This window comes from Gammaproteobacteria bacterium (assembly GCA_011375345.1).
In the GTDB taxonomy this organism is placed as follows: domain Bacteria; phylum Pseudomonadota; class Gammaproteobacteria; order DRLM01; family DRLM01; genus DRLM01.
In genome coordinates this window covers 1-25,369 of the sequence record DRLM01000052.1, presented here as the reverse complement: position 1 = coordinate 25,369, position 25,369 = coordinate 1, and the positions used below count along the sequence as shown (strand labels likewise).

Sequence of the window (25,369 nt, the reverse complement as noted above, 5' to 3'; positions counted from 1 at the left end):
AGTACGATGACAGACATCCAACGACTGAGCAGCGCCGCCACTGACTTCTGGCCGGCCCTGGACGCCTTGCTGGCCTGGGAGTCGGTCTCTGACGAAGCGGTGTACGGCACCGTCAAGGCCATCGTGGACGAGGTGCGCCGCCGGGGTGATGCGGCGGTGCTGGACTACACCCGCCGCTTTGACCGGCTGGAGGCCGCCAGCGTGGCGGAGCTGGAAATCCCTGCCGCCAGCTTGCAAGAGGCGCTGGCGCACATCCCGGCCGACACCCGCGCCGCGCTGGATACCGCCGTGGCACGGGTGCGCGCCTATCACGAGCACCAAAAGCAGGCCACCTGGACCTACACCGAAGCCGACGGCACCGTGCTGGGCCAGCAGGTCACGGCGCTGGACCGGGTGGGCTTGTACGTGCCCGGCGGCAAGGCGGCCTATCCCTCCTCTGTCATCATGAACGCCATTCCCGCCAAGGTGGCTGGGGTGCCGGAAGTGGTGATGGTGGTGCCCACGCCCCGGGGCGAGACCAACGCCCTGGTGCTGGCCGCCGCTGCCCTGTCGGGGGTGGACCGGGTCTTCGCGCTTGGCGGTGCCCAGGCGGTGGCGGCGCTGGCATACGGCACCGAGACCGTGCCCCAGGTGGACAAGATCGTCGGTCCCGGCAACATCTATGTGGCCACTGCCAAGCGCATGGTGTTCGGCGCCGTGGGCATAGACATGATCGCCGGTCCCTCGGAAATCCTGGTCATCTGTGACGGCCGCACGTCGCCGGACTGGATCGCCATGGATTTGTTCTCCCAGGCGGAACACGATGAAGACGCCCAGTCCATTTTGCTCAGTCCTGACGGCGCCTATCTGGACGAGGTGCAGGCCAGCATCAACCGCCTGTTGCCCACCATGGCGCGGGCCGACATCATCCGCCAGTCCTTGAGCACCCGTGGCGCGCTGATTCAAGTGCAGGATCTGGCCGAGGCGGCCCGGGTGGCCAACCACATTGCGCCCGAGCACCTGGAGCTGTCGGTGGAAGAGCCCCAAGAGCTCATGAAACAGATCCGCAACGCCGGCGCCGTTTTCATGGGCCGCTACACGGCGGAGGCCATCGGCGATTACTGCGCCGGGCCCAATCACGTGCTGCCCACCTCGCGCACGGCGCGTTTCTCCTCGCCGCTGGGGGTGTACGATTTTCAGAAGCGAACCAGCCTGATCATGTGCTCGCCGCAAGGTTCGGCGGCCCTGGGCGAGACCGCCGCCCTGCTGGCGCGGGGCGAGGGGCTCACCGCCCACGCCCGCTCGGCGGAATACCGGGTCGAAGTGGAGCGCGGCCGTGGCTGAGGAATTGATATCCCGCTGGGTGCGGCCCGAGATCCGGGGCTTGCAGGCCTACCACGTGCCCGATGCCGCCGGTCTGGTTAAACTGGACGCTATGGAAAACCCCTACGGCTGGCCTGAGTCTTTGGTGGGCGCCTGGTTGGAAACCTTGAAAGGCGTCTCCCTCAACCGGTATCCCGATCCCCAGGCTGGGGCCCTGAAAACCGGCTTGCGGCGGGCCTTTGCGCTGCCCGAGGACATGGAACTGCTGCTGGGCAACGGCTCCGACGAACTGATCCAGATGATTCTGATGGCAGTGGTGGGGCCGGACCGCACCGTGTTGGCTCCTGAGCCCGCCTTTTCCATGTACCGCCTCATCAGTGCCACCGTGGGCCTGCGTTTCACCGGCGTGCCCCTCAGTGCGGATTTCCGCCTGGACCTGCCCGCCCTGCTGGAGGCCATAGAGCGTGAACGGCCCGCTGTGGTGTTTCTGGCCTACCCCAGCAACCCCACCGGCAATCTGTTCGATGCCGCGGCCATGGAGGCCGTCATCAAGGCGGCGCCGGGCCTGGTGGTGGTGGACGAGGCCTACACACCCTTTTGCGATGCCAGTTTCCTCGGTCGCCTGGGGCGCTACGGCAATCTCCTGGTGCTGCGCACCCTGTCCAAGCTGGGCCTGGCCGGTTTGCGGCTGGGCTATCTGGTGGGCGATCCGGCCTGGCTGCACGAGCTGGACAAGCTGCGTCTGCCCTATAACATCAATGTGCTGACTCAGGCCAGCGCCGCCTTTGCCCTGGCGCACTTTGATGTTCTGGCAGAGCAGACCCGCCGCATCCGCGCCGACCGCGACCGCCTGGCCAAGGATCTGGCAGCCCTGCCCGGGGTGCAGGTGTTTCCCAGCCAGGCCAATTTCATTCTGTTCCGCGGGCCCGCGGGACGGGCGCCGGCCTTGTTTGAAGCCCTCAAAGCCCGGGGCGTGCTGATCAAACGTCTGCACGGTGCCCATCCCCTGCTGGCCGACTGCCTGCGGGTGACCGTGGGACGGCCGGAAGAAAACTCGGCTTTTCTGGCGGCGCTGGCCGCGGCCCTGGCCGGCGATACCGCTTCCGACAACGAACTGCGGGAGGCTGTGCGATGAGCGAACGCAAGGCCACGGTGCGGCGCGACACCCTGGAAACACGTATCGTCGTGGCGGTGAACCTCGACGGCAGCGGCGCCAGCCGGCTGGCCACGGGCGTGCCTTTTTTGGATCACATGCTGGAGCAGATCGCCCGCCACGGGCTGATTGATCTCGACATCGAGGCGGAGGGTGATTTGCACATCGACGCCCACCACACGGTGGAAGACATCGGCATCACCCTGGGGCAGGCCCTGGCCCAGGCCATGGGTGACAAAACGGGCATTCGCCGTTACGGCCATGCTTACGTGCCCCTGGACGAAGCCCTCGCACGTGCGGTCATCGACCTCTCCGGCCGGCCCGGCCTGGTGTTTGAGGTGGCCTTCACCCGGGCCCGTATCGGCGACTTCGACGTGGATTTGTTTCGCGAGTTCTTTCAGGGCCTGGTCAACCATGCCCGGGTGACGTTGCATGTGGATGCTTTGCGTGGCGGTAACAGCCACCACATCGCCGAGACCGTGTTCAAGGCCTTCGGCCGGGCCCTGCGCATGGCCGTGGAGCGGGACGGGCGCATGCCCGGCGTGCCGTCCACCAAAGGTGCCTTGTAGGAATGGTTGAGGTGACGATGCCCCCCTTTTTCACCGGGGGGTGTGTTGGAGAGTTCCTTCCAGGCTCCCTTTTTCAAAGAGGGGGGCAGGATATCGAGCAGCATGAACACCATCGCAGTGGTTGATTACGGCATGGGCAATTTGCACTCCGTGGCCAAAGCCCTGGAACGGGTGGGGCAGGGCGCGCCGGTGCGGGTGACCTACGACCCGCAGGAGATCGCCAAAGCCGCCCGGGTGGTGTTTCCCGGCGTGGGGGCGATGAAAGACTGTGTCGATGAACTCCGGCGCCTGGAGTTGGATGCGGTGCTCAAAGAGTGCGCCGCCACCCGGCCCTTTCTCGGCATCTGTGTGGGCATGCAGGCCCTGTTTGACTGGAGTGAGGAAAACGGCGGCTCGGCGGGTCTCGGGATCCTAGCGGGGCGGGTGCGCCGCTTTCAGCCCGGCCCGGCGGGTCACGACGGCGGGGAGCGCATCAAAGTCCCCCACATGGGCTGGAACGCAGTGCACCAGACCCGCCCCCACCCCTTGTGGGAGGGCATTGCCCAAGATACCCGCTTTTATTTCGTCCATAGTTACTACTGCGAGCCCGCCGCGCCTGAGTCGGTGGCGGGGACGACGGTTTACGGCCAGTCCTTCGTGGCGGCGGTGGCGCGGGGAAAGCTGTTCGCCGTGCAGTTCCATCCGGAAAAGAGCCAGCACGCGGGCTTGGCCCTGTTGGCCAATTTTGTGGCCTGGGACGGTAGTGTTTAAGCGTCGGAGAGGAAGAGGAATCGTCATGTTGGTTATTCCAGCCATCGACTTGAAAGACGGAAAATGCGTGCGCCTGCGCCAGGGACGGATGGAGGAGGATACGGTCTTCTCCGATGATCCCGTGGCCACCGCCGGCCGCTGGGTGAGCGCCGGCGCGAAAAGGCTGCATATCGTCGATCTCAACGGCGCCTTCGCCGGGCGGCCGGTGAATGCCGAGGTGATCCGGCGGATCTGCGAGGCCCATCCCGAGGTGCCGATTCAGGTGGGTGGCGGCATTCGCGATGATGACACCATCGAAACCTATCTCGACATGGGCGTGAGCTACGTGGTGCTGGGCACCAATGCGGTCAATGTGCCCCATTTCGTCGGCGACGCCTGCTCGGAGTTTCCCGGTCACATCATCGTGGGCCTCGATGCGAAAGACGGCAAAGTGGCCATAGATGGCTGGTCCAAGCTGTCCAATCACGATGTCATCGACCTGGCCCAGCGTTTCGAGCGGGAGGGCGTGGACGCCATCATTTACACCGACATCAGCCGCGACGGCATGATGAGCGGTGCGAATCTGGAGGCGACGCGGGCCCTGGCCCAGGCCATTCATATTCCCGTCATCGCCTCCGGCGGCATCGCCAGCCTGGACGATATCCACAAGCTGGCGGAACTGGCCGGGGACGGTGTGATGGGCGCGGTGGTGGGCCGCGCTCTGTACGAGGGCGAGATCGACCTGGCCGAGGCGCAACAACTGGTGGACGACGCGGGCTGATCATGGGACTGGCCAAACGCATCATTCCCTGTCTGGACGTGGACAAGGGCCGCGTCGTCAAGGGCGTGAAGTTCCTCGGCATCCGCGATGCCGGCGACCCGGTGGAAATCGCCCGCCGCTACGACGAACAGGGCGCGGACGAACTGGTGTTTCTGGACATCACCGCCTCTCACGAGGAGCGGGAAACCCTGGTCCACGTGGTGGACGCGGTGGCCGGCCAGGTGTTCATCCCCCTCACCGTGGGGGGTGGGGTGCGCACGCCCGCTGATGTGCGCCGCATGCTCAGCGCCGGGGCCGACAAAGTGGCCATGAACACCGCCGCCGTGGGGAACCCCGGGCTGGTGGGGGAAGCCGCCGCCCGTTTTGGCGCCCAGTGCATCGTGGTGGCCATCGATGCCAAGCAGGTCAAAACCGCAGCCGGTGAGCCTCCCCGCTGGGAAGTCTTCACCCACGGCGGCCGCAAGGGCACGGGCCGGGATGCCGTGGCGTGGGCGCAACAGGTGGCAGCGCTGGGCGCCGGCGAAATCCTGCTGACCAGCATGGACCGGGACGGCACCAAAGACGGCTTTGACCTGGGCCTCACCCGGGCGGTGAGCGACGCCGTGTCCATCCCCGTCATTGCGTCCGGCGGGGTGGGCACGCTGCAGCATCTGGTGGAGGGAATCCGGCAAGGGCATGCCGACGCTGTCCTGGCCGCCAGTATTTTTCACTACGGTGAATACAGCGTGCAGGAGGCCAAGCGTTACCTGGCCGCGCGCGGTATCGAGGTGCGCTTGTGACGCCCGCCTGGCTGGATCAGGTGCGCTGGAACAGTGACGGCCTGGTGCCCGCCATCGCCCAGGACGCCGTCAGCGGCCGGGTCTTGATGCTGGCCTGGATGAACCGCGAGGCGCTGGCGGAGACCGCCGCCAGCGGCCGCGCGGTGTACTGGTCCCGCTCCCGCGGCCGGCTGTGGCGCAAGGGGGAGCGTTCCGGTCACGTGCAAACCGTGCGTGAGCTGCGGCTCGATTGTGACGGCGACACCGTGTTGCTGAGCGTTGAACAAGGGGGTGGCATCGCCTGCCACACCGGCCGCCAGAGCTGTTTTTATTTGCGCCTGGAAGATCAGGCCTGGCAGCCGGCGGACCCGGTGCTCAAAGACGCGGCTGAAATATACGGAGGCGCACCGTGAACGACGTATTGCAGCGCCTGGCCGGGGTGCTGGAACGCCGCAAGGGCGCCGCGCCGGACAGCTCCTATGTTGCCAGCCTGTACGCCGGGGGCGTGGACACGATACTGAAAAAAATCGGCGAAGAGGCCACCGAGACCGTCATTGCCGCCAAGGGGGACGATCAGCAGGCGCTGGTGCACGAGATGGCCGATCTGTGGTTTCACACCCTGGTGCTGCTGGCCCAGCAGGGCCTGGGGCCGGACGATGTGCTCCGGGAGCTGGAACGGCGCTTTGGTCTGTCCGGCCTGGAGGAAAAGGCGCGCCGTGAGGGGTAGTGTACAATACGAAGTTTAAATGAATCGCGAAGAGCGCTGAGCGTGCACCGGGGTTGCGGCTGAGTTGCAGGGTTATTGCCTTGCGTTCCGTCGCGGTGGGCAAACGCCGCGTTCAGTGTTGTGCCACAGGCCGGGCCGCGTGAGCGGCCTTAGCGGAGATGAAGACATGGGTATCAGTGTTTGGCAGTTGTTGATTATTTTGTTGATCGTGCTGTTGTTGTTTGGCGCCAAGAAGCTGCGCGGTTTGGGCAGCGATTTGGGCGGTGCAGTGAAAGGCTTCCGGGACGCCATGGGCGATGACAAAGACCGGGACGAGGCACCGGCCGCGGCCGCCAAGCCCGCCGGGCAACTGGAGAGCCAGGCGTCAGGCCCGGCCCGGGGCGCCACCATGGAGGGTGAGGCGGCCGCCAAGAGCGAACCAAAAGAAAAGGCGTAGCGGGCCGCGTCGATGTTCGACATCGGCTTTTGGGAAATCACCCTCATCGCCGTGGTGGCGCTGTTGGTGGTGGGGCCGCAGGAGTTTCCCGCCCTGGTGCGCAACATCGGCCGCCTGCTGGGCAGGGTGCGCCGCTTCGTGGGATCGGTGAAGACCGAGTTCGAGACCGAAATCAACAAGGCCGAAGAAATCAAGCAGCGCATCGCCGAGGAGGCCCGGATCGCGGAAGCGCACAAAATTCTCGACGAGAAACGCTTCGCTGCGGTGCGCGCCGAAGAGACCGCCAAGGCTTCGGTGACCGGCTCCGGGGCTCCGTCCCCATCCCCCGCTGACGGAAACAAGAATGAGGCGGCAAAAACCTAAGTACACGCCCCAGCAAGACCAGCCTTTTATGGCCCACCTGGTGGAGCTGCGGGACCGCCTGCTGCGCATCGTGGGGAGCACCCTGTTGGTGTTTTTGCTGCTGGTGCCTTTTGCCCAGGAGCTCTACTCGTTGCTGGCGGAGCCCTTGCTCAAGGCCTTGCCGTCCGGCGCCACCATGATCGCCACCGAAGTGGCCTCGCCTTTTCTGACCCCCTTCAAATTCACCTTTGTGTTGTCTTTCGCCCTGGTGATGCCGTATGTGCTGCACCAGGCGTGGCGCTTCGTGGCGCCGGGCCTGTACCAACGGGAAAGGCGCATTGCCCTGCCCCTGCTGGTCTCCAGTATCGCCTTGTTCTACCTGGGGATGGTGTTTGCCTATTTCGTGGTTTTCCCGCTGGTGTTCGGCTTTCTTATCGGTACCGCTCCGGACGGCGTGGCGGTGATGACGGATATCAGCAAGTATCTCGATTTCGTGTTGAAGATGTTCTTTGCCTTTGGCCTGGCCTTTGAGGTGCCGGTGGCGACCATTGTGGTGGTCTGGGCCGGTATCACCACGCGCGCGAGTCTGGCCGCCAAGCGGCCTTACGTCATCATCGGCGCCTTTGTGATCGCCATGTTGCTGACGCCCCCCGACGCCATCTCGCAAACCCTGTTGGCGGTGCCCATGTGGCTGTTGTTTGAACTGGGTTTGGTGATGTCGCGCTATGTGGCCGCGCCGGAAGAAGAAGAGGCGCCGATGTCGTCGTCGCCGGACGAAGGCGGCGGGCCGCGGTAGGGCTTGTTCCCGCGGGGCGGTGACGAGAGGTGGTGGTTCCTTACCGTGGTGAGGGGCGTTCGCCGACAGTGGCGCGCAATTCCATTTCCCGGCCGCCCCGGATGATTCCCAGTGTTACGGTTTTTCCGGGCGGCAGAGCGGCGATGGCGTTGAGCGCGCCGCGGGCGTTGGGTACCGCCTGCTTGGCCACGCTCACCAACACGTCGCCGGGCACCAGGCCGGCTTTGGCACCGGCTCCCCCCCGCATCACGCCGGCAACCACGGCGCCCTGCTGCGTGCGCAAGCCGAAGGACTCGGCCAGCTCCGGCGTCAGATCCTGAATTTCTATGCCCAGCCAGCCCCGCACCACGTGGCCCTGTTCTATGATTTGTTCCATCACCGCCAGGGCGAGGCTGGAGGGGATCGCAAAACCGATGCCCTGAGAGCCGCCGGAGCGGGAGAAAATGGCCGTGTTCACGCCCACCAGCTGCCCTGCGGTGTTGATCAGGGCACCGCCGGAGTTGCCGGGGTTGATGGCGGCGTCGGTTTGAATAAAGTTTTCAAAGGTGCTGATGCCCAGCTCGCTGCGGCCGGTGGCGCTGATGATGCCCTGGGTCACGGTCTGGCCCACGCCAAAGGGGTTGCCGATGGCCAGCACCACGTCGCCCACGCGCAGGCTGTCGGAGCGGCCGAAGGTGATGGCGGGCACATCGGGCAGGTCAATGTTGAGTACGGCCAGATCGGTGTCGGGGTCGGCGCCCACCAGCCTGGCCCGGCCGACACGGCCGTCGGCCAGGGCGACCTGGATTTCATCGGCCCCCCGGATGACGTGATTGTTGGTCAGAATGTAGCCTTTGCGGCTGACGATGACGCCGGAGCCCAGGCTGGATTCCAGACGTTGGCGGGGCATGCCGAACCGGTCCCCGAAAAAGCGCCGGAAACTGGGGTCGGAAAACAGGGGGTGGCGTTGTTGGGTCACCACCTTGGTGGTATAGATGTTGACGACGGCAGGCGCGGCGGTTTGCACCGCCTGGGCATAACTGGTGGGCGTGCCGCCATCGCCTTGGCTTACCGCAGGCGGGGGTGCCTCGATGACGTCGATGGCGCGCGACTTGAATAATATTTCCGGTCGCAGGATCAACAGGGCGAGGAAAGCGACCGCAAGTCCGGTAACGGCGGCTTCGTAAACAAAGGCAAAGAGCTTGCGGACGTTCATTGGGTGCGCTCCTGCGCGTTGGAGAATTGCGGTGAAATCCCGGGTTCGGCCGGCTGATTAAAGAATGGTAACGCATGAATAGGGAGCTTGCATGGTTCGCCTGACTGAACTGGTGGATTATCTCGGCGGGCTGCTGCAGGTGGAAGCATATTCCGACTATGCGCCCAACGGCCTGCAGGTGGCGGGGTGCGATGAGGTTCGCCGCATCGTCAGCGGCGTGACGGCCAGCCGCGCTTTGGTGGACGCCGCCGTGACCGCCGGGGCTGACGCCCTCATCGTGCACCACGGTTTTTTTTGGCGGGGGGAAGACCCCTGCATCAATAAAATAAAAAAAAACCGTTTGCTGCCGCTGCTGCGCCATGACATCAGCCTGCTGGCCTATCACCTTCCTTTGGATGATCATGAAACGCTGGGAAACAATGTCCAGCTGGCCCGGGTGTTGGGCATTGCCAGGCCCCAGCGCCTGGCCCCGGCGCCGCCCTGGGTCTGGCGCGGCGAGTTGCCCGGGCCGCAGGCGCCGCAGGATTTTGCCACCCGCATCGACCGGGCTTTGGGGCGCAACCCCCTGTGGATCAGCGGCGGCGCACACCCCATACGTCGCGTGGCTTGGTGCACGGGCGGTGCCCAGAAATACATTGAGCACGCCGCGGCGCAGGGCCTGGATGCCTACATCAGTGGCGAAATTTCCGAGGCCACGGTCCATTCGGCGCGGGAATGGGGGATACACTATTTTGCCGCGGGGCACCATGCCACAGAGCGCTACGGCGTTGCCGCTTTGGGAGGGCATATTGCTGAAAAGTATGCTGTCGAGCACCGTTTTATCGATATCGGGAATCCGGCCTGAGTGTGGCGAACAACACACATCGGTGTCCAGAGCGGTCCCCGGGCAGCGGGGTAAATCGTCAGAAAAGTGACAAGACCCCGGTTTAATGCGGGAAATCCATTTTTTTTCACGGTTAGTAATGTTTTCCCCCAGCATTGACAGCCCGCGGAAGAATGGACTAGCATTCGATGCCCAACGAAAAACAACAGTAAGACAGCGATAAGCGGATTAAAGTTAGGGGTTTCCGCTGCAAACAATAATAAATCTAGGGATTTTGCGGAAAGCGTGGATTTGCCTGAGATTAAGGTAAGCAAAGGGGGACAGGGGGGTGTTCATTGGAACTCTATCCAATAGTCCGCAACCTGCTTTGCAGCGGGTTCGCCGGGCGTTCGCGCCCGGCGCAGCGTTCGCGGTAGTCATGGCGGAACTCCAAAGCATCTGACAGGACACGCTCATTGCGGGCCCGGGCTCGCGATGGAAGTGTTTATGTGTGTTTGCGAGTCACTCTCACTAACCAAACGAAATCAACCCAGGTGAAAGCCGATTGAGGATGAAGATGCCAATTCTAGAGAGTAGTTTGTTTGGGCGGCTACGCCCGGAAAAGGGATCGCAGGCCGGGCTGGCCGCTATAGCCTTCCCGCTGGTTGTGCTGGCGCTGGTCGTGTTGTGGGGCCTGGCCGCGGTGCCGGCGGCTTATGCTGAGGTGCCCAACGCAGTGCCGCCCAAAGGGAGCTATGACGGTGAAATTGTCCCGCAACCGATAGAGTTTCCCCACGACATTCATACCAAGATCAACAAGATCAATTGCATGTACTGCCACACTTACGCGCGGCGCAGCAAGGTGGCGGGCATCCCGCCCACCAGCAAGTGCATGGGTTGTCATACGGTCATTGCGACAGATCGTGCACGGATCAAAAAACTGACTTCATATTGGGAAAAGGGTAAGCCGCCCGTTTGGAAAAAAGTGCATGATGTCCCCGATTTTGTGCATTTCACTCATGAGAAGCACCTCAAGCGCTTTGTTTTTGACAACAAAGGAATGGAGGTGGAGAACGTGTACGAGGTCTGCGCATTTTGTCACGGTGATATGACACAGCGGACCGTGGCCCACAAAGTCAAACCGCTGAACATGGGGTTCTGCGTCAGATGCCACAAAGCCAACGGCGGTCCCAGTGACTGCTGGAAGTGTCACAAATAAACGGTGCGCGCCGCGGCAGGCGGGCGGCGCGTGGGGTGGCGTGATGTGTCGAGCGCCAGACAGAACAGATTGAAACGGATGGTTTGCTATGAGTGGTAACGAGATCAACCGAAGAGACTTCCTCAAGGTCATGGGGTGGGGCGGTGCCGGCGCAGCCTTGGCCGGCTGCGACGTGCCCTCCACCATGACCCTTGAGGAAGGTAAAGAAGACGTGGTGGCCTACCTCGTGCCGGAGGAGTTTGTGATTCCCGGCATTGGGGTGTACTACGCCTCGGTATGTCAGCAATGCCCGGCGGGTTGCGGGATACACGGCCGCGTCCGAGAAGGCCGGGTGTTGAAAGTGGAGGGTAACCCCAACTCGCCCCTCAACAAGGGCAAAGTGTGCCAGATGGGTCAGGCGGGTTTGCAGGGCCACTACAACCCCGACCGCCTCACCAGGCCGCTGCTGCGCAAGGGCAAGAAGCTGGTGGAGGCGAGCTGGGACGAGGCGCTGGCGGCGATCAATGAACGGGTGGGGCCGGATTCCGGCCTGGACGGTGATCGTTTCGCCTGGGTGACGGGTACCGTCAGTGGCCATCAGGCGGTGTTGATTGACGCCTACATGGCCGCGCTGGGTGCCAGCCGGCACTACGTCCACGAGATGGTGAACAATGCGGTGGGCCAGGCCGTGAACCGGGATATGCTGGGCGTGGCCATGCCGCGCTATCGTCTCGACAAGGCGCAGGCCGTCTTGTCCCTGGGGGCGGATTTCCTCGGCGCCTGGATTTCCCCGGTGCACTTTGCCAACCAGTATGCCGCCTTCCGCGAAGCGCCCCGGGGTGTGCTGGCGGTGGCGGAGCCGAGCATGTCCCTGACCGGCGCCAATGCCGATTTGTGGATGGCTGTTCGGCCGGGCACCGAGGGGGCCCTGGCCCTGGGCATTGCCCGCGAACTGGTCACCCGTCACCGGCGCGACATGAGCATGTTGCCGGCGCAGGTGCAGGCCGTGATCCGGCGCTACAGCGCCGGGGAAGCGGCCGAGGCCACCGGCGTGCGCGCCGAGCTGATCGCCAAGACGGCGGCGTGGTTGGCCGAGCGCGAGCCCAGCCTGGTGTTGTCCGGTACGTCGGCGGAAAGTGTGGAACATGGCTACCAGTCGGCGGCCGCAGCCATGCTGCTCAATATCATATTGGGTAACGTCGGTGAAACCATTGAGCTGGGCGGTGAGTTTCCCTTCCCGCAGATGGCGGCCAAGTACGGCAACAGCGCCGATCTGCTGGCCTTCTCCGAGGCGCTGCGCAAACGCGAGCTCGACGTGGTGTTCTTCTACGGCAGCAATCCGGTGTACACCTCCCCAGACCGCGTCAGCGTGGCGGACCGGCTGATCAACGTGCCATTCAAAGTGGCGTTTTCCCAATACATGGACGAGACGACCAAACGGGCCGATGTGGTGTTGCCGCTGCTGTCCCCCTACGAAGACTGGGGCACGCATGTCGTCGCCTACCAGGGCGGGGATGACACGGTGATCGGTGTCCAGCAGCCGGTGATGGAGCCGCTCTACCCCACCACCCGCGGTTTTGGCGATGTCATGCTGGACCTGCTGAAAGTGCAGGAGGCGGAAAAGTTCGGCCCCTACAGTGACTACTACGCTTACCTGCGCGAAGCCTTTGACAATATGCCCGCCAATCTCAAGCAGGGCCTGGGCAGCGAGGCCTTTTGGCAGCGTGCCCTGGCCGCCGGAATGATCACTCTGCCGCGCACCGAAGGCCAGGCACAGGTCAAGGCCATTGCCCCTGACCTGCCGGAATACCGGTCTGACGAAGAATATCCCTATCATCTGGTGCCGGCCGCCCGGCTGGGCATGTGGGATGGGCGTCATGCCAACCTGCCCTGGTTGCAGGAGGCCCCGGATCAGATCAGCAAAGTGGTGTGGAACTCCTGGGCGGAATTGCACCCGCGTACGGCCGAGAAGCTGGGTGTGAAGACCGGTGACTACATCAAAATCGAGTCCGAGAACGGCACCATTGAAACCCAGGTTTACGTGTACAAAGGTGTGCGTCCCGAAGTCGTTGCCGTGCCCATGGGACGGGGGCATGAGGACTACGGCCGTTATGCCACCGGGCGTGGCGTGAACCCGCTCAAGATTCTGAACGCGGTCACGGAGCGCCAAACCGGGGAACTGGCTTTGTACGGCACCCGGGTCAAGCTGACCAAAACCGGCCGCAGCGCGAAGCTGATCAAGATGGGCGGCAGCGAGAGCCAGATGGGGCGCAAGCTGGTCGCAAGTGTGACCGCCGAGGTCTTCAGACGTACGGAAGGGGGCGCATAAGATGTCTCTGAAGAATATTCTTGAAAACTGGTCGCGATACCGCAAGGGCCGCGAAGAGGGTGGCTTCCACGAGTATGAACACATGTGGGGCATGGCGGTCGATCTGAACAAATGTATCGGCTGCAATGCCTGCTCCGTGGCCTGTTACGCGGAAAACAATCTGCCTGTGGTGGGCGAGGCGCGCTTCTCCAAGAACCAGGCCATGCACTGGATGCGGGTGGAACGTTATTGGGATGAGCACGGGCTTGATGATGACGGAGCGGCGGGCGAGTTCCAGGAGAGAGGGGCGAATTTTCTGCCTTTCAACTGCCAGCAGTGCAATGCGGCAACCTGTGAACCCGTGTGTCCCGTGGCCGCCACCTATCACACCCCTGACGGCCTGAATGCGCAGGTTTACAACCGCTGTATCGGCTCGCGCTATTGTTCCAACAACTGCCCCTACCGTCTGCGCTATTTCAATTTCTACTCCTATTACGAGTCGTCCTGGCCCGCGCCTTTGCACATGCAGTTGAACCCCGATCTGGCGGTGCGCGACAAAGGGGTGATGGAGAAATGCACCTTCTGCGTGCAGCGTATCCGTGCTGCCAAAGACAAGGCGCGGCGCGAAGACCGCAGCGTGATCGACGGTGAATTCCAGACCGCTTGCCAGCAAACCTGCCCCACCGGCGCCATTGTTTTCGGTGATTTGCTGGACCAGGCCAGCGAGGTGAGCCGGAAGTGGCGTGATCACGAAGTCGAACTGGGCAAGGCGAAGCAGACAAAACGCGATGCTGACCTGCGCGGCTATCGCGTGCTTGAAGAGCTCAACACCGACCCTTGCATCATGTACCTGGAACGGGTCAGGGAGGTTTAAGCGCGTAGTCGCTTAAGGCTGTTTTTAGCAATTATCGCAATACGATCGGGTGCTACATGCAAACGAAAGATATCAACGAAGATATACGCTGGGCCCAGATAAACAAGGACGTGCTGCGGAGCATGGAGAATCCGCGCCCGGCCTACTGGGTGGCAGTGGCGACCTGTCTGGCCATGATCGGCTGTGCCGTGGTCGCGGAGATTTATCAGTACAACACCGGCATGGGGCCGGCCAACCTCAACTGGCCGCACATGTGGGATCTCTACATTGCCACCTTTATTTTCTGGATCGGCATGAGCCACTCCGGCACCTTGTTGTCGGCCATTTTGCATATTATCCATGCCGACTGGCGCAAGCCCATATACCGTTTCGCGGAAGCGATGACGACCTTTTCCCTGATGACCGCAGCCCTGTTCCCGGTGATCCACCTGGGTCGTTTGTGGAACATGTACTGGGTGTTGCCCTATGTGACGGACCGGGGGATCTGGCCGAACTTCCGTTCCCCCCTGGTGTGGGACGCTTTTGCGATCTTCACCTACCTGACGTCTTCGGCCTTGTTCCTGTTCATAGGCATGATTCCGGATTTCGCAATCTGTCGTGACAATGCCCGCGGCTGGCGCAAGAAACTCTACGGCGCCCTGTCGCTGGGTTGGTCGGGCACTGACCGGCAGTGGCGGCACTTCCGCAAAACCTATCTCCTGATGGCCTGTTTCTTGATTCCCCTGGCAGTGTCGGTGCACTCCATTGTGTCCTCCGACTTCGCCATGTCCATTATGCCGGGCTGGCATGTGACCACCTTCCCGCCGTATTTCGTCGCGGGTGCCTTGTACTCGGGCTGTGCGGCCATCATCACCTTGTTCATCATCTTGCGCTACTTCTTCTACTTTGAGGACTACATGACCATTCCCATCCTGGAGAAGACCTGCAAGCTGACCTTTGCCATTGCCATGGTCTGGACCTACCTCAACCTCATCGAGTTTGCCTCGGTCTGGTACGGCCACGATGTCCCGTCCAAGGAGGTGCTGTGGGACAAATTCACCGGACCGTACGCGCCCTTCTTCTGGGGGATGATGTTCTTCGGCTCGGTGCTGCCGTTTACGCTGGCCTTTGAAAAACTGCGCCGGCACCTGCCCACCATGTTTGTGGTGTCGCTGCTGTTGAATGTTGGCATGTGGCTGGAGCGCTGGATGATCGTGACACCCACCCTGTCCATGGCTTATCAGCCCTTCGCCTGGAACGTGATGTGGCCTTCCATGGTGCAGTGGGCGATTGTGTTTGGCAGCTTCGGTTGGTTTGGCCTGCTGTTCTTGGTGTTTGTGAAAATCTTCACCTCGGTGTCCATGTACGAGGTGAAGGAAATGATTTACATGCGCCGGCGGGAAAATGTGGAGCCCTTGGCTGTCAGCCTGCATCGTCGCTCCACCGACCCGCAGCCCGCGACCGATACACCAAGTTCTTAGGAAGGGTTGGATTATGAGCAAACAACGTTTGATGGGATTGTTCCGGGATTTTGATGAGGCCTTTGCCGCCGTGGCGGATATTCGTGGCGACAAGGTGAGCGGCGTCACGCTGGATGACGTGACCCTGTCCTCGCCAATCGAACACCCCGAAGTGGAGGAGGTGCTGGGCGAGCGCCCGGCGCATGTGCCCAAGTTCACTCTGATGGGCGCCGCCTTTGGCATCACCTTTGGTTTTCTGTTCCTGGCTTCGGCTCAGGCCACCTTCGTCGTGCAGCCCCAGGGGGGCAAGGCGGTTGTGCCTCTGCCATCCAACTTCGTGCTGACCTACGAAATGCTGATTCTGTTCAGCGTGCTGTTCACCGTCATCAGCTTCCTGGTGGGAGCCCGGCTTTTTCGCAAGCGTGATACGCTCTACAGCGAAATGGTCAGTTTGGATCAGGTGGGTGTGATCGTTGAGACCGACGCGAAAAATGCTGATGCAGTGAAAGCGCTGTTTCAGCAGCACAAGGTGTTGGAAATACGGGAAGAGGTCGCTCGATGAAAAAAGCAAGTCTGTTGTTGGCCGGGCTTTTGTTGCCGGGAGTGGTGGCGGCCTGGCCGTGGTCCCAGGATATGATGAATCAGCCGAGTATCAAGCCGCAGGAAGGGGTCATGACGCCTTTTCCGAAGCGCTCGGTGCCGGTGGGGGGCTTTCCTACCACCATTCACAACCGGGAGGAGGCAAAGAATCTGCGCAACCCGATACCGGTGTCAGAAGAGTCCTTGAACAAGGGCAGGACCTTGTTCCGCATCTACTGTGCGGCCTGTCACGGCCGGGACGGGGGCGCCAGCTCGCCGGTGTCACCGAAAATCGGCGCCATCGCCTTGAACGACGACTATGCCCAGAAGCAGCTCACCGAGGGCTGGATCTTCGGCACCATCACGTTTGGCAGTTTCATCATGCCCGCCTACGGCATGCCGCAGGGACGGGAAGACCGGCGCGGCTCCAACGACTTGTCGGTGGAGGAGCGTTGGCATGTGGTCAACTATGTCAAGCACGGGCTGATGAAAGACCAAGGGGCCGCCAACGTGAAGACCGCGGCGAGCGACGACCAAGCTGCTCACTAAGCGCGCAGACAATTTTAAGAGGGGCGACATGGAAAACTTCGGTAGCTGGTCGATCTTGACGACCAACTTTTTGATCATCCTGTACCTGGCGTTGAACGGCGTAACGCTGTCGGCGGTGCTGCATCTGTGCAACGGCAAATGGCGTTTCGATGTGCGCAACCTTGCGTGCGCGCTGTCGGTGCTTTTCCCCATTGCCGGTGTCCTGCTGCTGGTCCTGTTGGCAAACGGGGAGGCGACTTTCGCCTGGTTGGGAAGCGCCCACGGCGCGGAGGGCGAAGGCGGTCACCACCTGCCCGGCTGGCACAATTACACCTTCCTGGTGGCGCGGCAGATCGCCGGCTTCCTCTTCATCTGGTGGATGTACAGCCTGTTCATCAAGTATCAGGCCCTGAGCGAGGTGGACAAGTCCTACGCGGCTCAGCGGCGTTTTCGCAATATTGCGTTGTTGATTCCGTTTGCGTATGTGCTGTATGCCAGCATGGTGGCCTGGGACTTTGAAATGACCCAGTTGGCGGGATGGCACAGCGCCAGTTACGCCTTCTACCATTTCCAGAGCAATTTCCATTTCTTCCTGGCGTTCTTCACCCTCCTGATGTTCTTCCTGAACCGGGGTGAGAAGCTGGTCAAACCGATTCAGCCGCACATTTTCAACTACATGGCGCAGTTCATGTTGGCGATGACCATCTTGTGGACTTATCTGTACTTCACCCAGTACCTGATCATGTGGTATGGCCGGCTGCCATCGGATATGGACCGCTTTTTCGCGATGATGTACCACGACTTCGCGCCGCTGTGGTGGACCTTCCTGGCCTTGAAGTTCATCATTCCCTTCACCACCCTGGCCATCACGCCCAACCGGCATAATCCGCCGGTGATTGCGATGGTGGCGGGCAGCATTGTGTTGGGGACCTGGCTGGAGCGTTACACCTGGATTGCCGGCTCCGTGGAGCCCGAATACTACCACCTGCCGATGTCGTCTTTGTCAGATTATCTGGTGACGGCGGCGGTGATCGTGGTGGCGTGGGTCACGGTCAAATGGGCCTTCACCCGCAAGGGTTTGATCAGAACCTGAGTTGTTGCTGCTGTCCGTCCCAGGGGACGCCACCGCAATCGCGGTGGCGTTCTTTTTTTTTTTGCAGTTCCGGATCGGGGTATAATCGGCGTTACGCGGGCGAACAGAATAATAACAGGCACGCCGTGCCAACAAGAGGACAGGTCTAATGCGCTTTATCACGTATACCGCCGAGGGGGGGCAAGAGCGGATCTGGGCAACAAACGGCTATCCGGACAGTCGCTGGGGTGGTTTTGCGGAAGATCAGTTTTTCCCACCGCGGGGCCGTCACCGCTTTTCCTGCTTTAGTGATGAAGGGACCTGGGAGTTGTCCCTCAGTGAGTCAGGCGGGGGTTCCTCCGGGGAGAGTGATGCCGTCGCCGGTTTGCAAAAAGAACTGCAGGCAACCCGCTTGCGCAACCGCGCACTTTTTGAACACTCTCCCTTCAGTATTCAGATCTTTTCCTCCGACGGTGAAAGCATAGCGGTCAACAAGGCCTGGGAGCGGCTCTGGGAGAGCCCGCCGGAGTTCGCCGACCATTACAACATCCTCCAGGATCCCCAACTGGACAGCCATGGCGTCTTGCCTTACCTGGAGCGTGGTTTCGCCGGGGAGTTTGTCGAGATCCCACCCATTCAATACGATCCCAAGAAGACCCGCGCGGGTGCCGGTGCCCCCCGCTGGGTGCGCGCCTTCATCTATCCCGTGCGCGAAGGGCAGACCATCAAAGAAGTTGTCCTCATTCACGAGGACATCACCGCCCAGCGCCAGGCCGAAGAAATGTTGCGCAAGGCCCATGAGGAAATGGAAATGCGCGTGCGCGAGCGGACTGCGGCCCTGGGGCGGGAGATCAGCGAGCGCAAGCTGGCGGAGATTGCGCTGGCGGAGGAAAAGGAAAAAGCGGAAGTCACCCTGCGCTCCATCGGCGAGGGGGTCATTGTCACCGATGCCCGGGGCCGCATCGAGGCCATGAACCCGGTGGCGCAAACCCTGGTGGGGTATTCCGAGCAGGAAGCCCTGGGGCGTGACCTGATGGACGTGCTCAAAGTGGTCAACGAAGACACCTTGAAACCGCTGCCCAGTCCTGTTGTTGACTGCCTGCGCCACGACCGCGTGATCAAGTACACCCAGTTCAGCCTGCTCCTGGGGTGCCACGGGCAGCACTATGCCATTGACCTGTCCGCCTCGCCCATACGGGGGCGGCACGGGCGCAAGCTGGGGAGCGTCATTGTGTTTCGTGATGTCAGCGCCCAGCGGCGGACCGCCCGGGAGCTGGCGTATCATGCTCAGCACGATGCCTTGACCGGCCTGGTCAATCGCCGCGAATTCGAGCGTCGCCTGGGGCAGATGCTGGCCTCCAGCCGGGAATACGGCGCCCGCCACGCCCTGTGCTACCTGGATTTGGACCAGTTCAAACTGGTCAATGACACCGTCGGTCATATGGCCGGTGACGAATTGCTCAAGCAGGTCACCGCGTTGTTGCAGGAAGGGGTGCGCGAACGGGACACGCTGGCCCGGCTTGGCGGGGACGAGTTCGGCGTGTTGCTGGACAACTGCCCGGTGGACAAAGCGCTCACCATCGCCGAAACCCTGGTCGCGACGGTGCGCGATTACCGTTTTGTGTGGGAAGGGCGCTCATTCGAAGTGGGTGCCAGCATCGGTGTGGTCCCCATTACCGCTGACAGCGTCGATGTGGCTCATGCCTTGCGGGAGGCGGACGCGGCCTGTTACACCGCCAAGACCCTGGGTCGCAACCGCGTTCATCTGCTGGCCGGTGATGACGCGCCCAAGGCCGCGCGCAAAGACGGCCCGCTGCGCCTCAATGCCTTGCGGGAGGCACTGGCCGGTAAGAAATTTTCTTTATTTTATCAACCTGTTATGCCCCTTCTGCCCCAGCTTGGCCGTATTCCCTATCACGAAATGCTGGTGCGGCTGGTGGGAGCCGGGGGCCGCATGCTGTTGCCCGGTGCCTTTATTCCCACGGCAGAGCGGTTCGGGCTCATGGCCGATGTGGACCGGTGGGTGATCCGCCGCACCCTCCGCTGGCTGGCCGGGCGCAGTGGCGACGGTCTGGTGGTGGGGGCGGTGGTCAATCTGTCCGCCGGGGCCTTGCAGGATGATGCGCTGCTGGATGTGGTGGGGGAGGGCCTGTCCCAAAACCGGGTGGCGCCGGAGCGTCTGTGCTTCGACGTGGCGGAAACCACCCTGGTGCATCATATCCACCATGCCAGCCGCTTGTTCGCCGGCCTGCACGAGCTGGGCTGCCGGGTGGCGGTGGATGATTTCGGCGGGGGCCTGGCCTCCTTCAGCTATCTGAAAAAAATGCCGGTGGACTACTTCAAAATCGCCGGCACGTTCACCACCGGCATGCTGGACAGTGCCTCGGACAGGGCCATCGTGCGGGCGATCAAGCAAGTGGCCGATGCCATGGGCGTGGCCACCGTGGCGAAACGCGTTGAAAACGAAGCGCTGGTCAAGCTGATCACCGAGACCGGTATCGACTACGTGCAAGGCCATGCCATCGCCGAGCCCCGTCCTCTGGCGGGCGAGCCGGCGTGATGCGCGCCTCTCTCCCGCGCCGGCAGTTTTGATCACCGTTTCATCGGCGCCGCGTCTGTTTGGCCAGCCAGCCGCGGACGCGTTTGAGCAGCACCGCACCCAACCCGGTGAAATCACGGTCGGCACCGGGGACACGCACCTGCCGGTAGGCGGTGCGGCCCTGGGTTTCGCCGGGCGGGATGTGGGTGCTGGCGTCCGCACCCGCCGCCTGCGGCATGTTTGTCCCCCGGGTATCCGCCTCCGCGTCTTGTCTTGCCGCTGCCGCCCGGGCCCCGGCTTCGGCTGCCGTCCGGCGGTCCGCTGCACCGAAAATATCGAGCATGGGCAGCGTGATGCGCGCCAGGGTGGCCGGCGTGTAGCGGCTGCTGACCCGGCCCGCCGGGAGGGAGGCGTTCACCAGGATCAGGCCCTGGGCCCTTGTGGTGGCCACCGTGGCGAAATAGTCGGCGGCGGCCACGCCGCCGGCGCCGTGGCCCAGCACCAGAACCTTGTTCACCCCCTGGCCGGTGAGATGGGCCAGCGTGGTTTCCAGCGCTTCCCGGGCCTGGTTCAGGGCGGACTCCAGTGTTGGGGTGCCCGCTGCGGGCCAGAACAAGGTCAGCGTTGTCCAGCCCTGTCCGGCCAGGCCCTCGGCCAGGGTGCGGGCCACAGGCGACGCGCTGGCCGGCACGCCCCAATCGGGCAGAATAACAAGCGTCCCCCGGGGCCGTGTCGAGGCCTCGCGCTGCAAGGCGAACACCGGCGCCGACCCGGATCCCAGGCGCAGCACCGTCGCCGGGTCGGCGGCGGCCACCCACTCAGGCGTTTGCGCGCAATGGGCGCTCATCGCAGCGGCCATCGCCGCCGCCCAGAGCAACAAGGCGAAATGATGAGGCGGTTTCATGCTGAGCCGGGGATTGGAGCGGGAACAACACTACCATCGGCCCCGCCCGGCCAGCCCTTGACGGTCAGTGGGGGTAAAGTGAAACGTGAATTATTGCGCGTACTCACCTAAAATGGAGCGTTTACCCCGGCATCCGGATTTTTGTTTTCAAGCAACAGGCGAGAGTTTCCATGGACTACAAAATTGCACCTTCCATCCTGTCGGCGGATTTCGCCAGTCTGGGCCGGGAAGTGGACCAGGTTTTGGCGGCGGGCGCGGACATCGTCCACTTCGACGTGATGGACAACCACTACGTGCCCAATCTCACCATCGGTCCGCTGGTGTGCGAGGCCTTGCGCAAGCACGGTGTCAGCGCCGACATTGATGTGCACCTCATGGTCAAGCCCGTGGACCGCATCATTCCCGATTTCGCCCGGGCCGGGGCCAGCTACATCACCTTTCACCCCGAGGCCTCGGAGCATATTGACCGTTCCTTGTCGCTGATCCGCGAGTCGGGCTGCAAATCCGGTCTGGTGTTCAACCCCGCCACGCCGCTGGATTACTTGGACTATGTCCTGGACAAGGTGGACATGGTGCTGCTGATGTCGGTCAACCCCGGTTTCGGTGGTCAGAAATTTATACCCGCCACCCTGGGCAAACTGCGCGCGGCCCGCAAGCTCATCGACGACAGCGGCCTGCCGATCCGGCTGGAGATCGACGGCGGGGTGAAAGTGGACAACATCCGCGCCATCGCCGAAGCCGGTGCCGACACCTTCGTGGCCGGTTCCGCCATCTTCGGTGCCGGCAAAGAGTCCGACCCCAACCGCTACGACTCCGTGGTGGCGGCCATGCGGGCCGAGTTGGCCAAAGCCGGGTAAGGTCTTTTCAATATCCAGCTTACGGCCCAAACCAATACGTGGTGCGCTGCGCGTCTCCGGCAGTCAATCAATACCCTTGCGCAAATGCTCAAAAAACCTGAAATGATCCTCATCGATCTGGACGGCACCCTGGTGGACAGCGTGCCCGACCTGTCCTGGTGCGTGGACGAAATGCTCAAACGCATCGGCCGCCCCCCAGCCGGGGAGGCCAGGGTCCGCACCTGGGTGGGCAACGGGGTCGAGCGCCTGGTCAAGCGCGCCCTGGTGAACAATCTGGAAGGTGAGCCGGAGCCCGGCCTGCTGGCCCGCGCCCTGCCGGTGTTCATGGACTTGTACCGGGACAATGTCTCGGTGCGCAGCCGTCTCTACCCCGGCGTGCGGGAGGGCCTGGAGGCCTTGCGCCAGGGCGGTTGCCCTTTGGGCTGTGTCACCAACAAGGCCGCGGCTTATACCCGGCCGCTGCTCAAGGACCTGGGCGTGCATGACTATTTTCGCATCGTGCTCAGCGGTGACAGCCTGCCCAAAAAGAAACCCGACCCGCTGCCGTTGCTGCACGCGGCGGCATTTTTCGGTGTGGCCCCGGTCCGGGCCCTTATGGTGGGCGATTCCATCAGCGACGTGAAAGCGGCCCGGGCGGCCGGTTTTGCCATCGTCTGCGTGAGCTACGGCTACAATCACGGCCGGGACATCCGCCTGGCCCGGCCCGATGCCGTGATCGACCGTCTGGATGAGCTGCCGTCCTTGCTGGCGGACGCGGCCTGACCGTGGCGGGGTCGGCGGGAACAATCCGGGCGCGTCGTGGCAGGGGGCGATGGCGGGTGTGAACGCTGCTCCTCACACAAGCTGTCTTTCGCATCGGATTCATTCAGCAGGTACTGACCATGACCCGCGACCAATTCCAGGCCCTGGCTGCAAAGGGCTACAACCGCATCCCCCTCATGCGCGAGGTGCTGGCGGATTTGGACACGCCCCTCAGCGCCTACCTCAAGCTGGCCGACGGCCCTTATTCTTATTTGCTGGAATCAGTGCAGGGAGGGGAAAAATGGGGCCGCTATTCCATCCTCGGCCTGCCCTGCCGCACCGTGCTCAGCGTGCGTGGCTGGGAAGTGAGCGTGCGCCGGGACGGCGAGGAGGTGGAGCAGCACCGCGTGGCCGACCCCCTGGCCTGGATCGAAAGCTATCAACGCTGCTTCCGTGTGGCCCAGGTGGAGGGTCTGCCCCGTTTCACCGGCGGCCTGGTGGGATATTTCGGCTACGACACCATCCGCTACATCGAACCCCGCTTGGCCCGCTGCGCCAAAGACGATCCCCTGCAGACGCCGGACATCTTGCTGATGGTGTCGGAAGAAGTGGTGGTGTTCGACAATCTGCGGGGCAGGCTCTACGTCATCGTCCAGGCCGACCCCGCCGCGCCCGAGGCGTATGAGCGGGCCCAGGCCCGCTTGGACCGGCTGGTGGGCCGCATGGCCGGCGCCACCCCCCGCCGGCCCCAGGTCCGCGCCACCACCGTGGGGGAGCAGGATTTCGTCTCCGGTTTCACTCAGGAGGGTTTCGAGCGGGCGGTGCAGCGCAGCAAGGCGTACATCGCGGCCGGTGACGTGATGCAGGTGGTGCTGTCGCAGCGCCTGTCCGTGCCCTTAAGCGCCCGGCCGCTGGATGTCTACCGGGCCCTGCGCAGCCTCAACCCCTCGCCCTATATGTACTACCTGGATCTGGGGGATTTCCACGTCGCAGGCTCCTCGCCGGAAATCCTGGTGCGCCTGGAAGAGGGCATCACCACCGTGCGCCCCATCGCCGGCACCCGGCCCCGCGGTGCCACCGAGGCGGAAGACCAGGCCTGGGAAGATGAGCTGCTGGCCGATCCCAAGGAGCGGGCCGAGCACCTCATGCTCATTGACCTGGGCCGCAACGACGTGGGCCGCATCGCCGCAACCGGCAGCGTCAAGGTTACCGAAAACATGGTGATCGAGCGCTATTCCCATGTCATGCACATTGTCTCCAACGTGGAAGGCCGGCTCCGCCCGGGGCACAGCCCCATGGACGTGTTGCGCGCCACCTTTCCCGCCGGCACCGTCAGCGGCGCGCCCAAGATCCGCGCCATGGAAATCATCGACGAGCTGGAGCCGGTCAAGCGCGGCATTTACGCCGGCGCCGTGGGCTACCTCTCCTGGAACGGCAACCTCGACACCGCCATCGCCATCCGCACCGCTGTCATCAAAGACGGCATGCTGCACATCCAGGCCGGCGCCGGCATCGTCGCCGATTCCGTGCCCCGCTACGAGTGGAAAGAGACCCTCAACAAAGGCCGCGCCGTGTTCCGGGCGGTGGCGCTGGCGGAGCGGGGCTTGAACGGGGCACATAAATAATACGGAGAGATTGACCTAAATGCTAGCGCGTTGCTAGCATTGCCGGGTAGGCCCACATACGCAGCGAGGTGTTGGTGATGGCCACGGTGACCATTCGAAATTTGCCAGACGACTTGGTGGAGAGGATCAAGCTGTCCGCCCGGTCCCATGGCTGCTCCATGGAGCAGGAAGTGCGCCTTTTGTTGCAGGCCCGTTATGCCGAGCGCTCGGAAATAGCGAAGCGGGCGCGGGAGCGTTGGGAGCGCTTGCCGAAAACCAGCGCGGCTGAAGTGCGTCGGTGGCGGGAAACGGGACGGCGGTAATGGTCGTCGACACCATGGTCTTTGCCTATGCCCTGCTGGGTGTCGAGGAATTCGGCGAAGAAGCCATGGCCGTTCTCGAAACCCTCGACGACATCATTGTCCCAGATTCCATGCGCGCCGAACTCACCAATGTTTTGTGGCAGTGGGTCCAGCATGGAGGTGTGGAGAGAGCAACCGCGCATGCCATATTGTTTGATGCCGATGCGCTCATCACCGGCACAATCGCTTGTCAGCGTCTCTGGGCGCGCGCCTTGGATCTTTCTCTGGGGCACAATCATCCCGCCTACGACACCTTGTTCGTGGCTGCCGCGGAGCTCAGCGGAACGAGGCTCATTAGTTTTGATGATCGTCTGAAAAAACGCTTTCCCAAACAGGTGCTTAACGCGCGCGAGCTTATGAAAGGTTGGGATTAGCCCGGATATCTCACCACCCCTATAGAAACAGGCCTCTTTTTGTTGCATAAAGTAAGGGTTAACAGGCACTTACCAGCAACGAGAGAAAGAGGCCTGTGAAAACAGAGTGTACACCAGAACAGTTGGCATTTCAGTCCCTGGGACGACGCGAAGTGATCGGTCGTTTTGACGGTGGGCGCATCACTTCGGACGGTGTCGGACTGCTGCTGCGGGAGGTGGATCATCGCATCGGCCTGCTGGATCGCCTGGCCGAGTGTTTTACCGATTACCGCAACCCCGAGAGCATCGAGCACAGCGTACGGGAGCTGGTGGCACAGCGGGTATATGGTCTGGCGCTGGGCTACGAAGACCTGAACGATCACGATGTATTGTGCCGGGACAGCACCCTGGCCTTGCTGGT

28 protein-coding genes are annotated in these 25,369 nt (G+C 62.7%); 26 read left to right on the top strand and 2 right to left on the bottom strand.

Going from position 1 to position 25,369, the window contains the following annotated elements; translation table 11 throughout:
• Nucleotides 1-6: 6 nt before the first annotated feature.
• The 11 genes from hisD (at nt 7) to tatC (ending at nt 7,593) form a co-directional block, all read left to right on the top strand.
• Nucleotides 7-1,323 carry a histidinol dehydrogenase gene (hisD, locus tag ENJ19_03745; GenBank protein HHM04840.1) on the top strand — a complete coding sequence of 439 codons (1,317 nt, stop codon included), beginning with the start codon at nt 7-9 and terminating at the stop codon, nt 1,321-1,323.
• Complete coding sequence (locus ENJ19_03740; GenBank protein HHM04839.1) at nt 1,316-2,437, top strand: histidinol-phosphate transaminase; 1,122 nt, start codon at nt 1,316-1,318, stop codon at nt 2,435-2,437. The genes hisD and ENJ19_03740 overlap by 8 nt, the downstream gene beginning before the upstream one ends.
• The gene (gene hisB / locus ENJ19_03735) at nt 2,434-3,024 is read left to right on the top strand and encodes an imidazoleglycerol-phosphate dehydratase HisB (GenBank protein HHM04838.1); all 591 of its coding nucleotides are present in this window, start codon (nt 2,434-2,436) and stop codon (nt 3,022-3,024) included. The genes ENJ19_03740 and hisB overlap by 4 nt, the downstream gene beginning before the upstream one ends.
• Nucleotides 3,025-3,126: 102 nt before the next feature.
• Nucleotides 3,127-3,774: an imidazole glycerol phosphate synthase subunit HisH gene (gene hisH / locus ENJ19_03730; protein ID HHM04837.1), complete on the top strand. Its 648-nt coding sequence runs from the start codon at nt 3,127-3,129 to the stop codon at nt 3,772-3,774.
• Nucleotides 3,775-3,799: 25 nt separating this feature from the next.
• Complete coding sequence (gene hisA, locus ENJ19_03725; GenBank protein HHM04836.1) at nt 3,800-4,534, top strand: 1-(5-phosphoribosyl)-5-[(5-phosphoribosylamino)methylideneamino]imidazole-4-carboxamide isomerase; 735 nt, start codon at nt 3,800-3,802, stop codon at nt 4,532-4,534.
• Nucleotides 4,535-4,536: 2 nt separating this feature from the next.
• Entirely contained in the window at nt 4,537-5,313 is a 777-nt protein-coding gene (hisF, locus tag ENJ19_03720; GenBank protein HHM04835.1) for an imidazole glycerol phosphate synthase subunit HisF, read from the top strand.
• Nucleotides 5,310-5,705, top strand: a complete 396-nt coding sequence (hisI, locus tag ENJ19_03715) for a phosphoribosyl-AMP cyclohydrolase (protein HHM04834.1) — start codon at nt 5,310-5,312, stop codon at nt 5,703-5,705. Before hisF ends, hisI begins: the two co-directional genes overlap by 4 nt.
• On the top strand, nt 5,702-6,019 hold the full coding sequence (locus ENJ19_03710) for a phosphoribosyl-ATP diphosphatase (GenBank protein ID HHM04833.1): 318 nt from the start codon (nt 5,702-5,704) through the stop codon (nt 6,017-6,019). The genes hisI and ENJ19_03710 overlap by 4 nt, the downstream gene beginning before the upstream one ends.
• A 166-nt stretch (nt 6,020-6,185) precedes the next feature.
• Entirely contained in the window at nt 6,186-6,455 is a 270-nt protein-coding gene (gene tatA, locus ENJ19_03705) for a twin-arginine translocase TatA/TatE family subunit (protein ID HHM04832.1), read from the top strand.
• A gap of 12 nt (nt 6,456-6,467) precedes the next feature.
• Nucleotides 6,468-6,818, top strand: a complete 351-nt coding sequence (gene tatB / locus ENJ19_03700) for a twin-arginine translocase subunit TatB (protein ID HHM04831.1) — start codon at nt 6,468-6,470, stop codon at nt 6,816-6,818.
• Complete coding sequence (gene tatC, locus ENJ19_03695) at nt 6,799-7,593, top strand: twin-arginine translocase subunit TatC (protein HHM04830.1); 795 nt, start codon at nt 6,799-6,801, stop codon at nt 7,591-7,593. The genes tatB and tatC overlap by 20 nt, the downstream gene beginning before the upstream one ends.
• 40 nt (nt 7,594-7,633) lie before the next feature.
• Here tatC and ENJ19_03690 read toward each other — a convergent pair whose 3' ends face one another.
• Entirely contained in the window at nt 7,634-8,788 is a 1,155-nt protein-coding gene (locus ENJ19_03690) for a Do family serine endopeptidase (GenBank protein HHM04829.1), read from the bottom strand.
• A gap of 91 nt (nt 8,789-8,879) precedes the next feature.
• Here ENJ19_03690 and ENJ19_03685 point away from each other — a divergent pair, with 91 nt between their 5' ends.
• The 9 genes from ENJ19_03685 to ENJ19_03645 all read left to right on the top strand — a co-directional run bounded on the left by ENJ19_03685 (nt 8,880) and on the right by ENJ19_03645 (nt 20,148).
• Entirely contained in the window at nt 8,880-9,632 is a 753-nt protein-coding gene (locus ENJ19_03685; GenBank protein HHM04828.1) for a Nif3-like dinuclear metal center hexameric protein, read from the top strand.
• Between the two features lie 529 nt (nt 9,633-10,161).
• Nucleotides 10,162-10,809, top strand: coding sequence for a hypothetical protein (locus ENJ19_03680; protein ID HHM04827.1), 648 nt, complete (start codon nt 10,162-10,164; stop codon nt 10,807-10,809).
• 88 nt (nt 10,810-10,897) lie between these two features.
• A complete protein-coding gene (locus ENJ19_03675) occupies nt 10,898-13,117 on the top strand; it encodes a molybdopterin dinucleotide-binding protein (GenBank protein HHM04826.1) in 2,220 nt (739 codons plus the stop codon).
• A gap of 1 nt (nt 13,118) precedes the next feature.
• Entirely contained in the window at nt 13,119-13,970 is an 852-nt protein-coding gene (locus tag ENJ19_03670; protein HHM04825.1) for a 4Fe-4S dicluster domain-containing protein, read from the top strand.
• Nucleotides 13,971-14,026: 56 nt separating this feature from the next.
• A complete protein-coding gene (locus ENJ19_03665; protein ID HHM04824.1) occupies nt 14,027-15,430 on the top strand; it encodes a polysulfide reductase in 1,404 nt (467 codons plus the stop codon).
• Nucleotides 15,354-15,971: a DUF3341 domain-containing protein gene (locus ENJ19_03660; protein ID HHM04823.1), complete on the top strand. Its 618-nt coding sequence runs from the start codon at nt 15,354-15,356 to the stop codon at nt 15,969-15,971. The genes ENJ19_03665 and ENJ19_03660 overlap by 77 nt, the downstream gene beginning before the upstream one ends.
• Nucleotides 15,968-16,537, top strand: coding sequence for a cytochrome c (locus tag ENJ19_03655; protein HHM04822.1), 570 nt, complete (start codon nt 15,968-15,970; stop codon nt 16,535-16,537). Before ENJ19_03660 ends, ENJ19_03655 begins: the two co-directional genes overlap by 4 nt.
• A 28-nt stretch (nt 16,538-16,565) precedes the next feature.
• On the top strand, nt 16,566-17,609 hold the full coding sequence (locus tag ENJ19_03650) for a hypothetical protein (protein HHM04821.1): 1,044 nt from the start codon (nt 16,566-16,568) through the stop codon (nt 17,607-17,609).
• Nucleotides 17,610-17,757: 148 nt separating this feature from the next.
• Nucleotides 17,758-20,148: an EAL domain-containing protein gene (locus ENJ19_03645; protein HHM04820.1), complete on the top strand. Its 2,391-nt coding sequence runs from the start codon at nt 17,758-17,760 to the stop codon at nt 20,146-20,148.
• 40 nt (nt 20,149-20,188) lie between these two features.
• Here ENJ19_03645 and ENJ19_03640 read toward each other — a convergent pair whose 3' ends face one another.
• Nucleotides 20,189-21,031 carry a DUF3530 family protein gene (locus ENJ19_03640; protein HHM04819.1) on the bottom strand — a complete coding sequence of 281 codons (843 nt, stop codon included), beginning with the start codon at nt 21,029-21,031 and terminating at the stop codon, nt 20,189-20,191.
• Nucleotides 21,032-21,201: 170 nt separating this feature from the next.
• On the opposite strand from ENJ19_03640, the gene ENJ19_03635 reads away from it, so the two are divergent.
• From ENJ19_03635 to ENJ19_03610, 6 genes are all read left to right on the top strand, one after another.
• Nucleotides 21,202-21,888 carry a ribulose-phosphate 3-epimerase gene (locus tag ENJ19_03635; protein HHM04818.1) on the top strand — a complete coding sequence of 229 codons (687 nt, stop codon included), beginning with the start codon at nt 21,202-21,204 and terminating at the stop codon, nt 21,886-21,888.
• 84 nt (nt 21,889-21,972) lie between these two features.
• The gene (locus tag ENJ19_03630) at nt 21,973-22,650 is read left to right on the top strand and encodes a phosphoglycolate phosphatase (protein ID HHM04817.1); all 678 of its coding nucleotides are present in this window, start codon (nt 21,973-21,975) and stop codon (nt 22,648-22,650) included.
• Nucleotides 22,651-22,769: 119 nt separating this feature from the next.
• A complete protein-coding gene (locus tag ENJ19_03625; protein HHM04816.1) occupies nt 22,770-24,254 on the top strand; it encodes an anthranilate synthase component I in 1,485 nt (494 codons plus the stop codon).
• A 77-nt stretch (nt 24,255-24,331) separates the two neighbouring features.
• Entirely contained in the window at nt 24,332-24,556 is a 225-nt protein-coding gene (locus tag ENJ19_03620; GenBank protein ID HHM04815.1) for a hypothetical protein, read from the top strand.
• The gene (locus ENJ19_03615) at nt 24,556-24,969 is read left to right on the top strand and encodes a PIN domain-containing protein (protein HHM04814.1); all 414 of its coding nucleotides are present in this window, start codon (nt 24,556-24,558) and stop codon (nt 24,967-24,969) included. The genes ENJ19_03620 and ENJ19_03615 overlap by 1 nt, the downstream gene beginning before the upstream one ends.
• Nucleotides 24,970-25,064: 95 nt before the next feature.
• The coding region (locus ENJ19_03610) for an IS1380 family transposase (protein ID HHM04813.1) at nt 25,065-25,369 on the top strand (305 nt) is incomplete at its 3' end.

Bases quoted from the DNA above. Each gene is read 5' to 3' on its own strand.
- hisD (HHM04840.1), top strand. From the start codon at position 7: ATGACAGACATCCAACGACTGAGCAGCGCCGCCACTGACTTCTGGCCG.
- hisB (HHM04838.1), top strand. From the start codon at position 2,434: ATGAGCGAACGCAAGGCCACGGTGCGGCGCGACACCCTGGAAACACGT.
- hisH (HHM04837.1), top strand. From the start codon at position 3,127: ATGAACACCATCGCAGTGGTTGATTACGGCATGGGCAATTTGCACTCC.
- hisA (HHM04836.1), top strand. From the start codon at position 3,800: ATGTTGGTTATTCCAGCCATCGACTTGAAAGACGGAAAATGCGTGCGC.
- hisF (HHM04835.1), top strand. From the start codon at position 4,537: ATGGGACTGGCCAAACGCATCATTCCCTGTCTGGACGTGGACAAGGGC.
- tatA (HHM04832.1), top strand. From the start codon at position 6,186: ATGGGTATCAGTGTTTGGCAGTTGTTGATTATTTTGTTGATCGTGCTG.
- tatB (HHM04831.1), top strand. From the start codon at position 6,468: ATGTTCGACATCGGCTTTTGGGAAATCACCCTCATCGCCGTGGTGGCG.
- tatC (HHM04830.1), top strand. From the start codon at position 6,799: ATGAGGCGGCAAAAACCTAAGTACACGCCCCAGCAAGACCAGCCTTTT.
- ENJ19_03690 (HHM04829.1), bottom strand. From the start codon at position 8,788: ATGAACGTCCGCAAGCTCTTTGCCTTTGTTTACGAAGCCGCCGTTACC.
- ENJ19_03685 (HHM04828.1), top strand. From the start codon at position 8,880: ATGGTTCGCCTGACTGAACTGGTGGATTATCTCGGCGGGCTGCTGCAG.
- ENJ19_03680 (HHM04827.1), top strand. From the start codon at position 10,162: ATGAAGATGCCAATTCTAGAGAGTAGTTTGTTTGGGCGGCTACGCCCG.
- ENJ19_03675 (HHM04826.1), top strand. From the start codon at position 10,898: ATGAGTGGTAACGAGATCAACCGAAGAGACTTCCTCAAGGTCATGGGG.
- ENJ19_03670 (HHM04825.1), top strand. From the start codon at position 13,119: ATGTCTCTGAAGAATATTCTTGAAAACTGGTCGCGATACCGCAAGGGC.
- ENJ19_03665 (HHM04824.1), top strand. From the start codon at position 14,027: ATGCAAACGAAAGATATCAACGAAGATATACGCTGGGCCCAGATAAAC.
- ENJ19_03660 (HHM04823.1), top strand. From the start codon at position 15,354: ATGTGGAGCCCTTGGCTGTCAGCCTGCATCGTCGCTCCACCGACCCGC.
- ENJ19_03655 (HHM04822.1), top strand. From the start codon at position 15,968: ATGAAAAAAGCAAGTCTGTTGTTGGCCGGGCTTTTGTTGCCGGGAGTG.
- ENJ19_03650 (HHM04821.1), top strand. From the start codon at position 16,566: ATGGAAAACTTCGGTAGCTGGTCGATCTTGACGACCAACTTTTTGATC.
- ENJ19_03645 (HHM04820.1), top strand. From the start codon at position 17,758: ATGCGCTTTATCACGTATACCGCCGAGGGGGGGCAAGAGCGGATCTGG.
- ENJ19_03640 (HHM04819.1), bottom strand. From the start codon at position 21,031: ATGAAACCGCCTCATCATTTCGCCTTGTTGCTCTGGGCGGCGGCGATG.
- ENJ19_03635 (HHM04818.1), top strand. From the start codon at position 21,202: ATGGACTACAAAATTGCACCTTCCATCCTGTCGGCGGATTTCGCCAGT.
- ENJ19_03630 (HHM04817.1), top strand. From the start codon at position 21,973: ATGCTCAAAAAACCTGAAATGATCCTCATCGATCTGGACGGCACCCTG.
- ENJ19_03625 (HHM04816.1), top strand. From the start codon at position 22,770: ATGACCCGCGACCAATTCCAGGCCCTGGCTGCAAAGGGCTACAACCGC.
- ENJ19_03620 (HHM04815.1), top strand. From the start codon at position 24,332: ATGGCCACGGTGACCATTCGAAATTTGCCAGACGACTTGGTGGAGAGG.
- ENJ19_03615 (HHM04814.1), top strand. From the start codon at position 24,556: ATGGTCGTCGACACCATGGTCTTTGCCTATGCCCTGCTGGGTGTCGAG.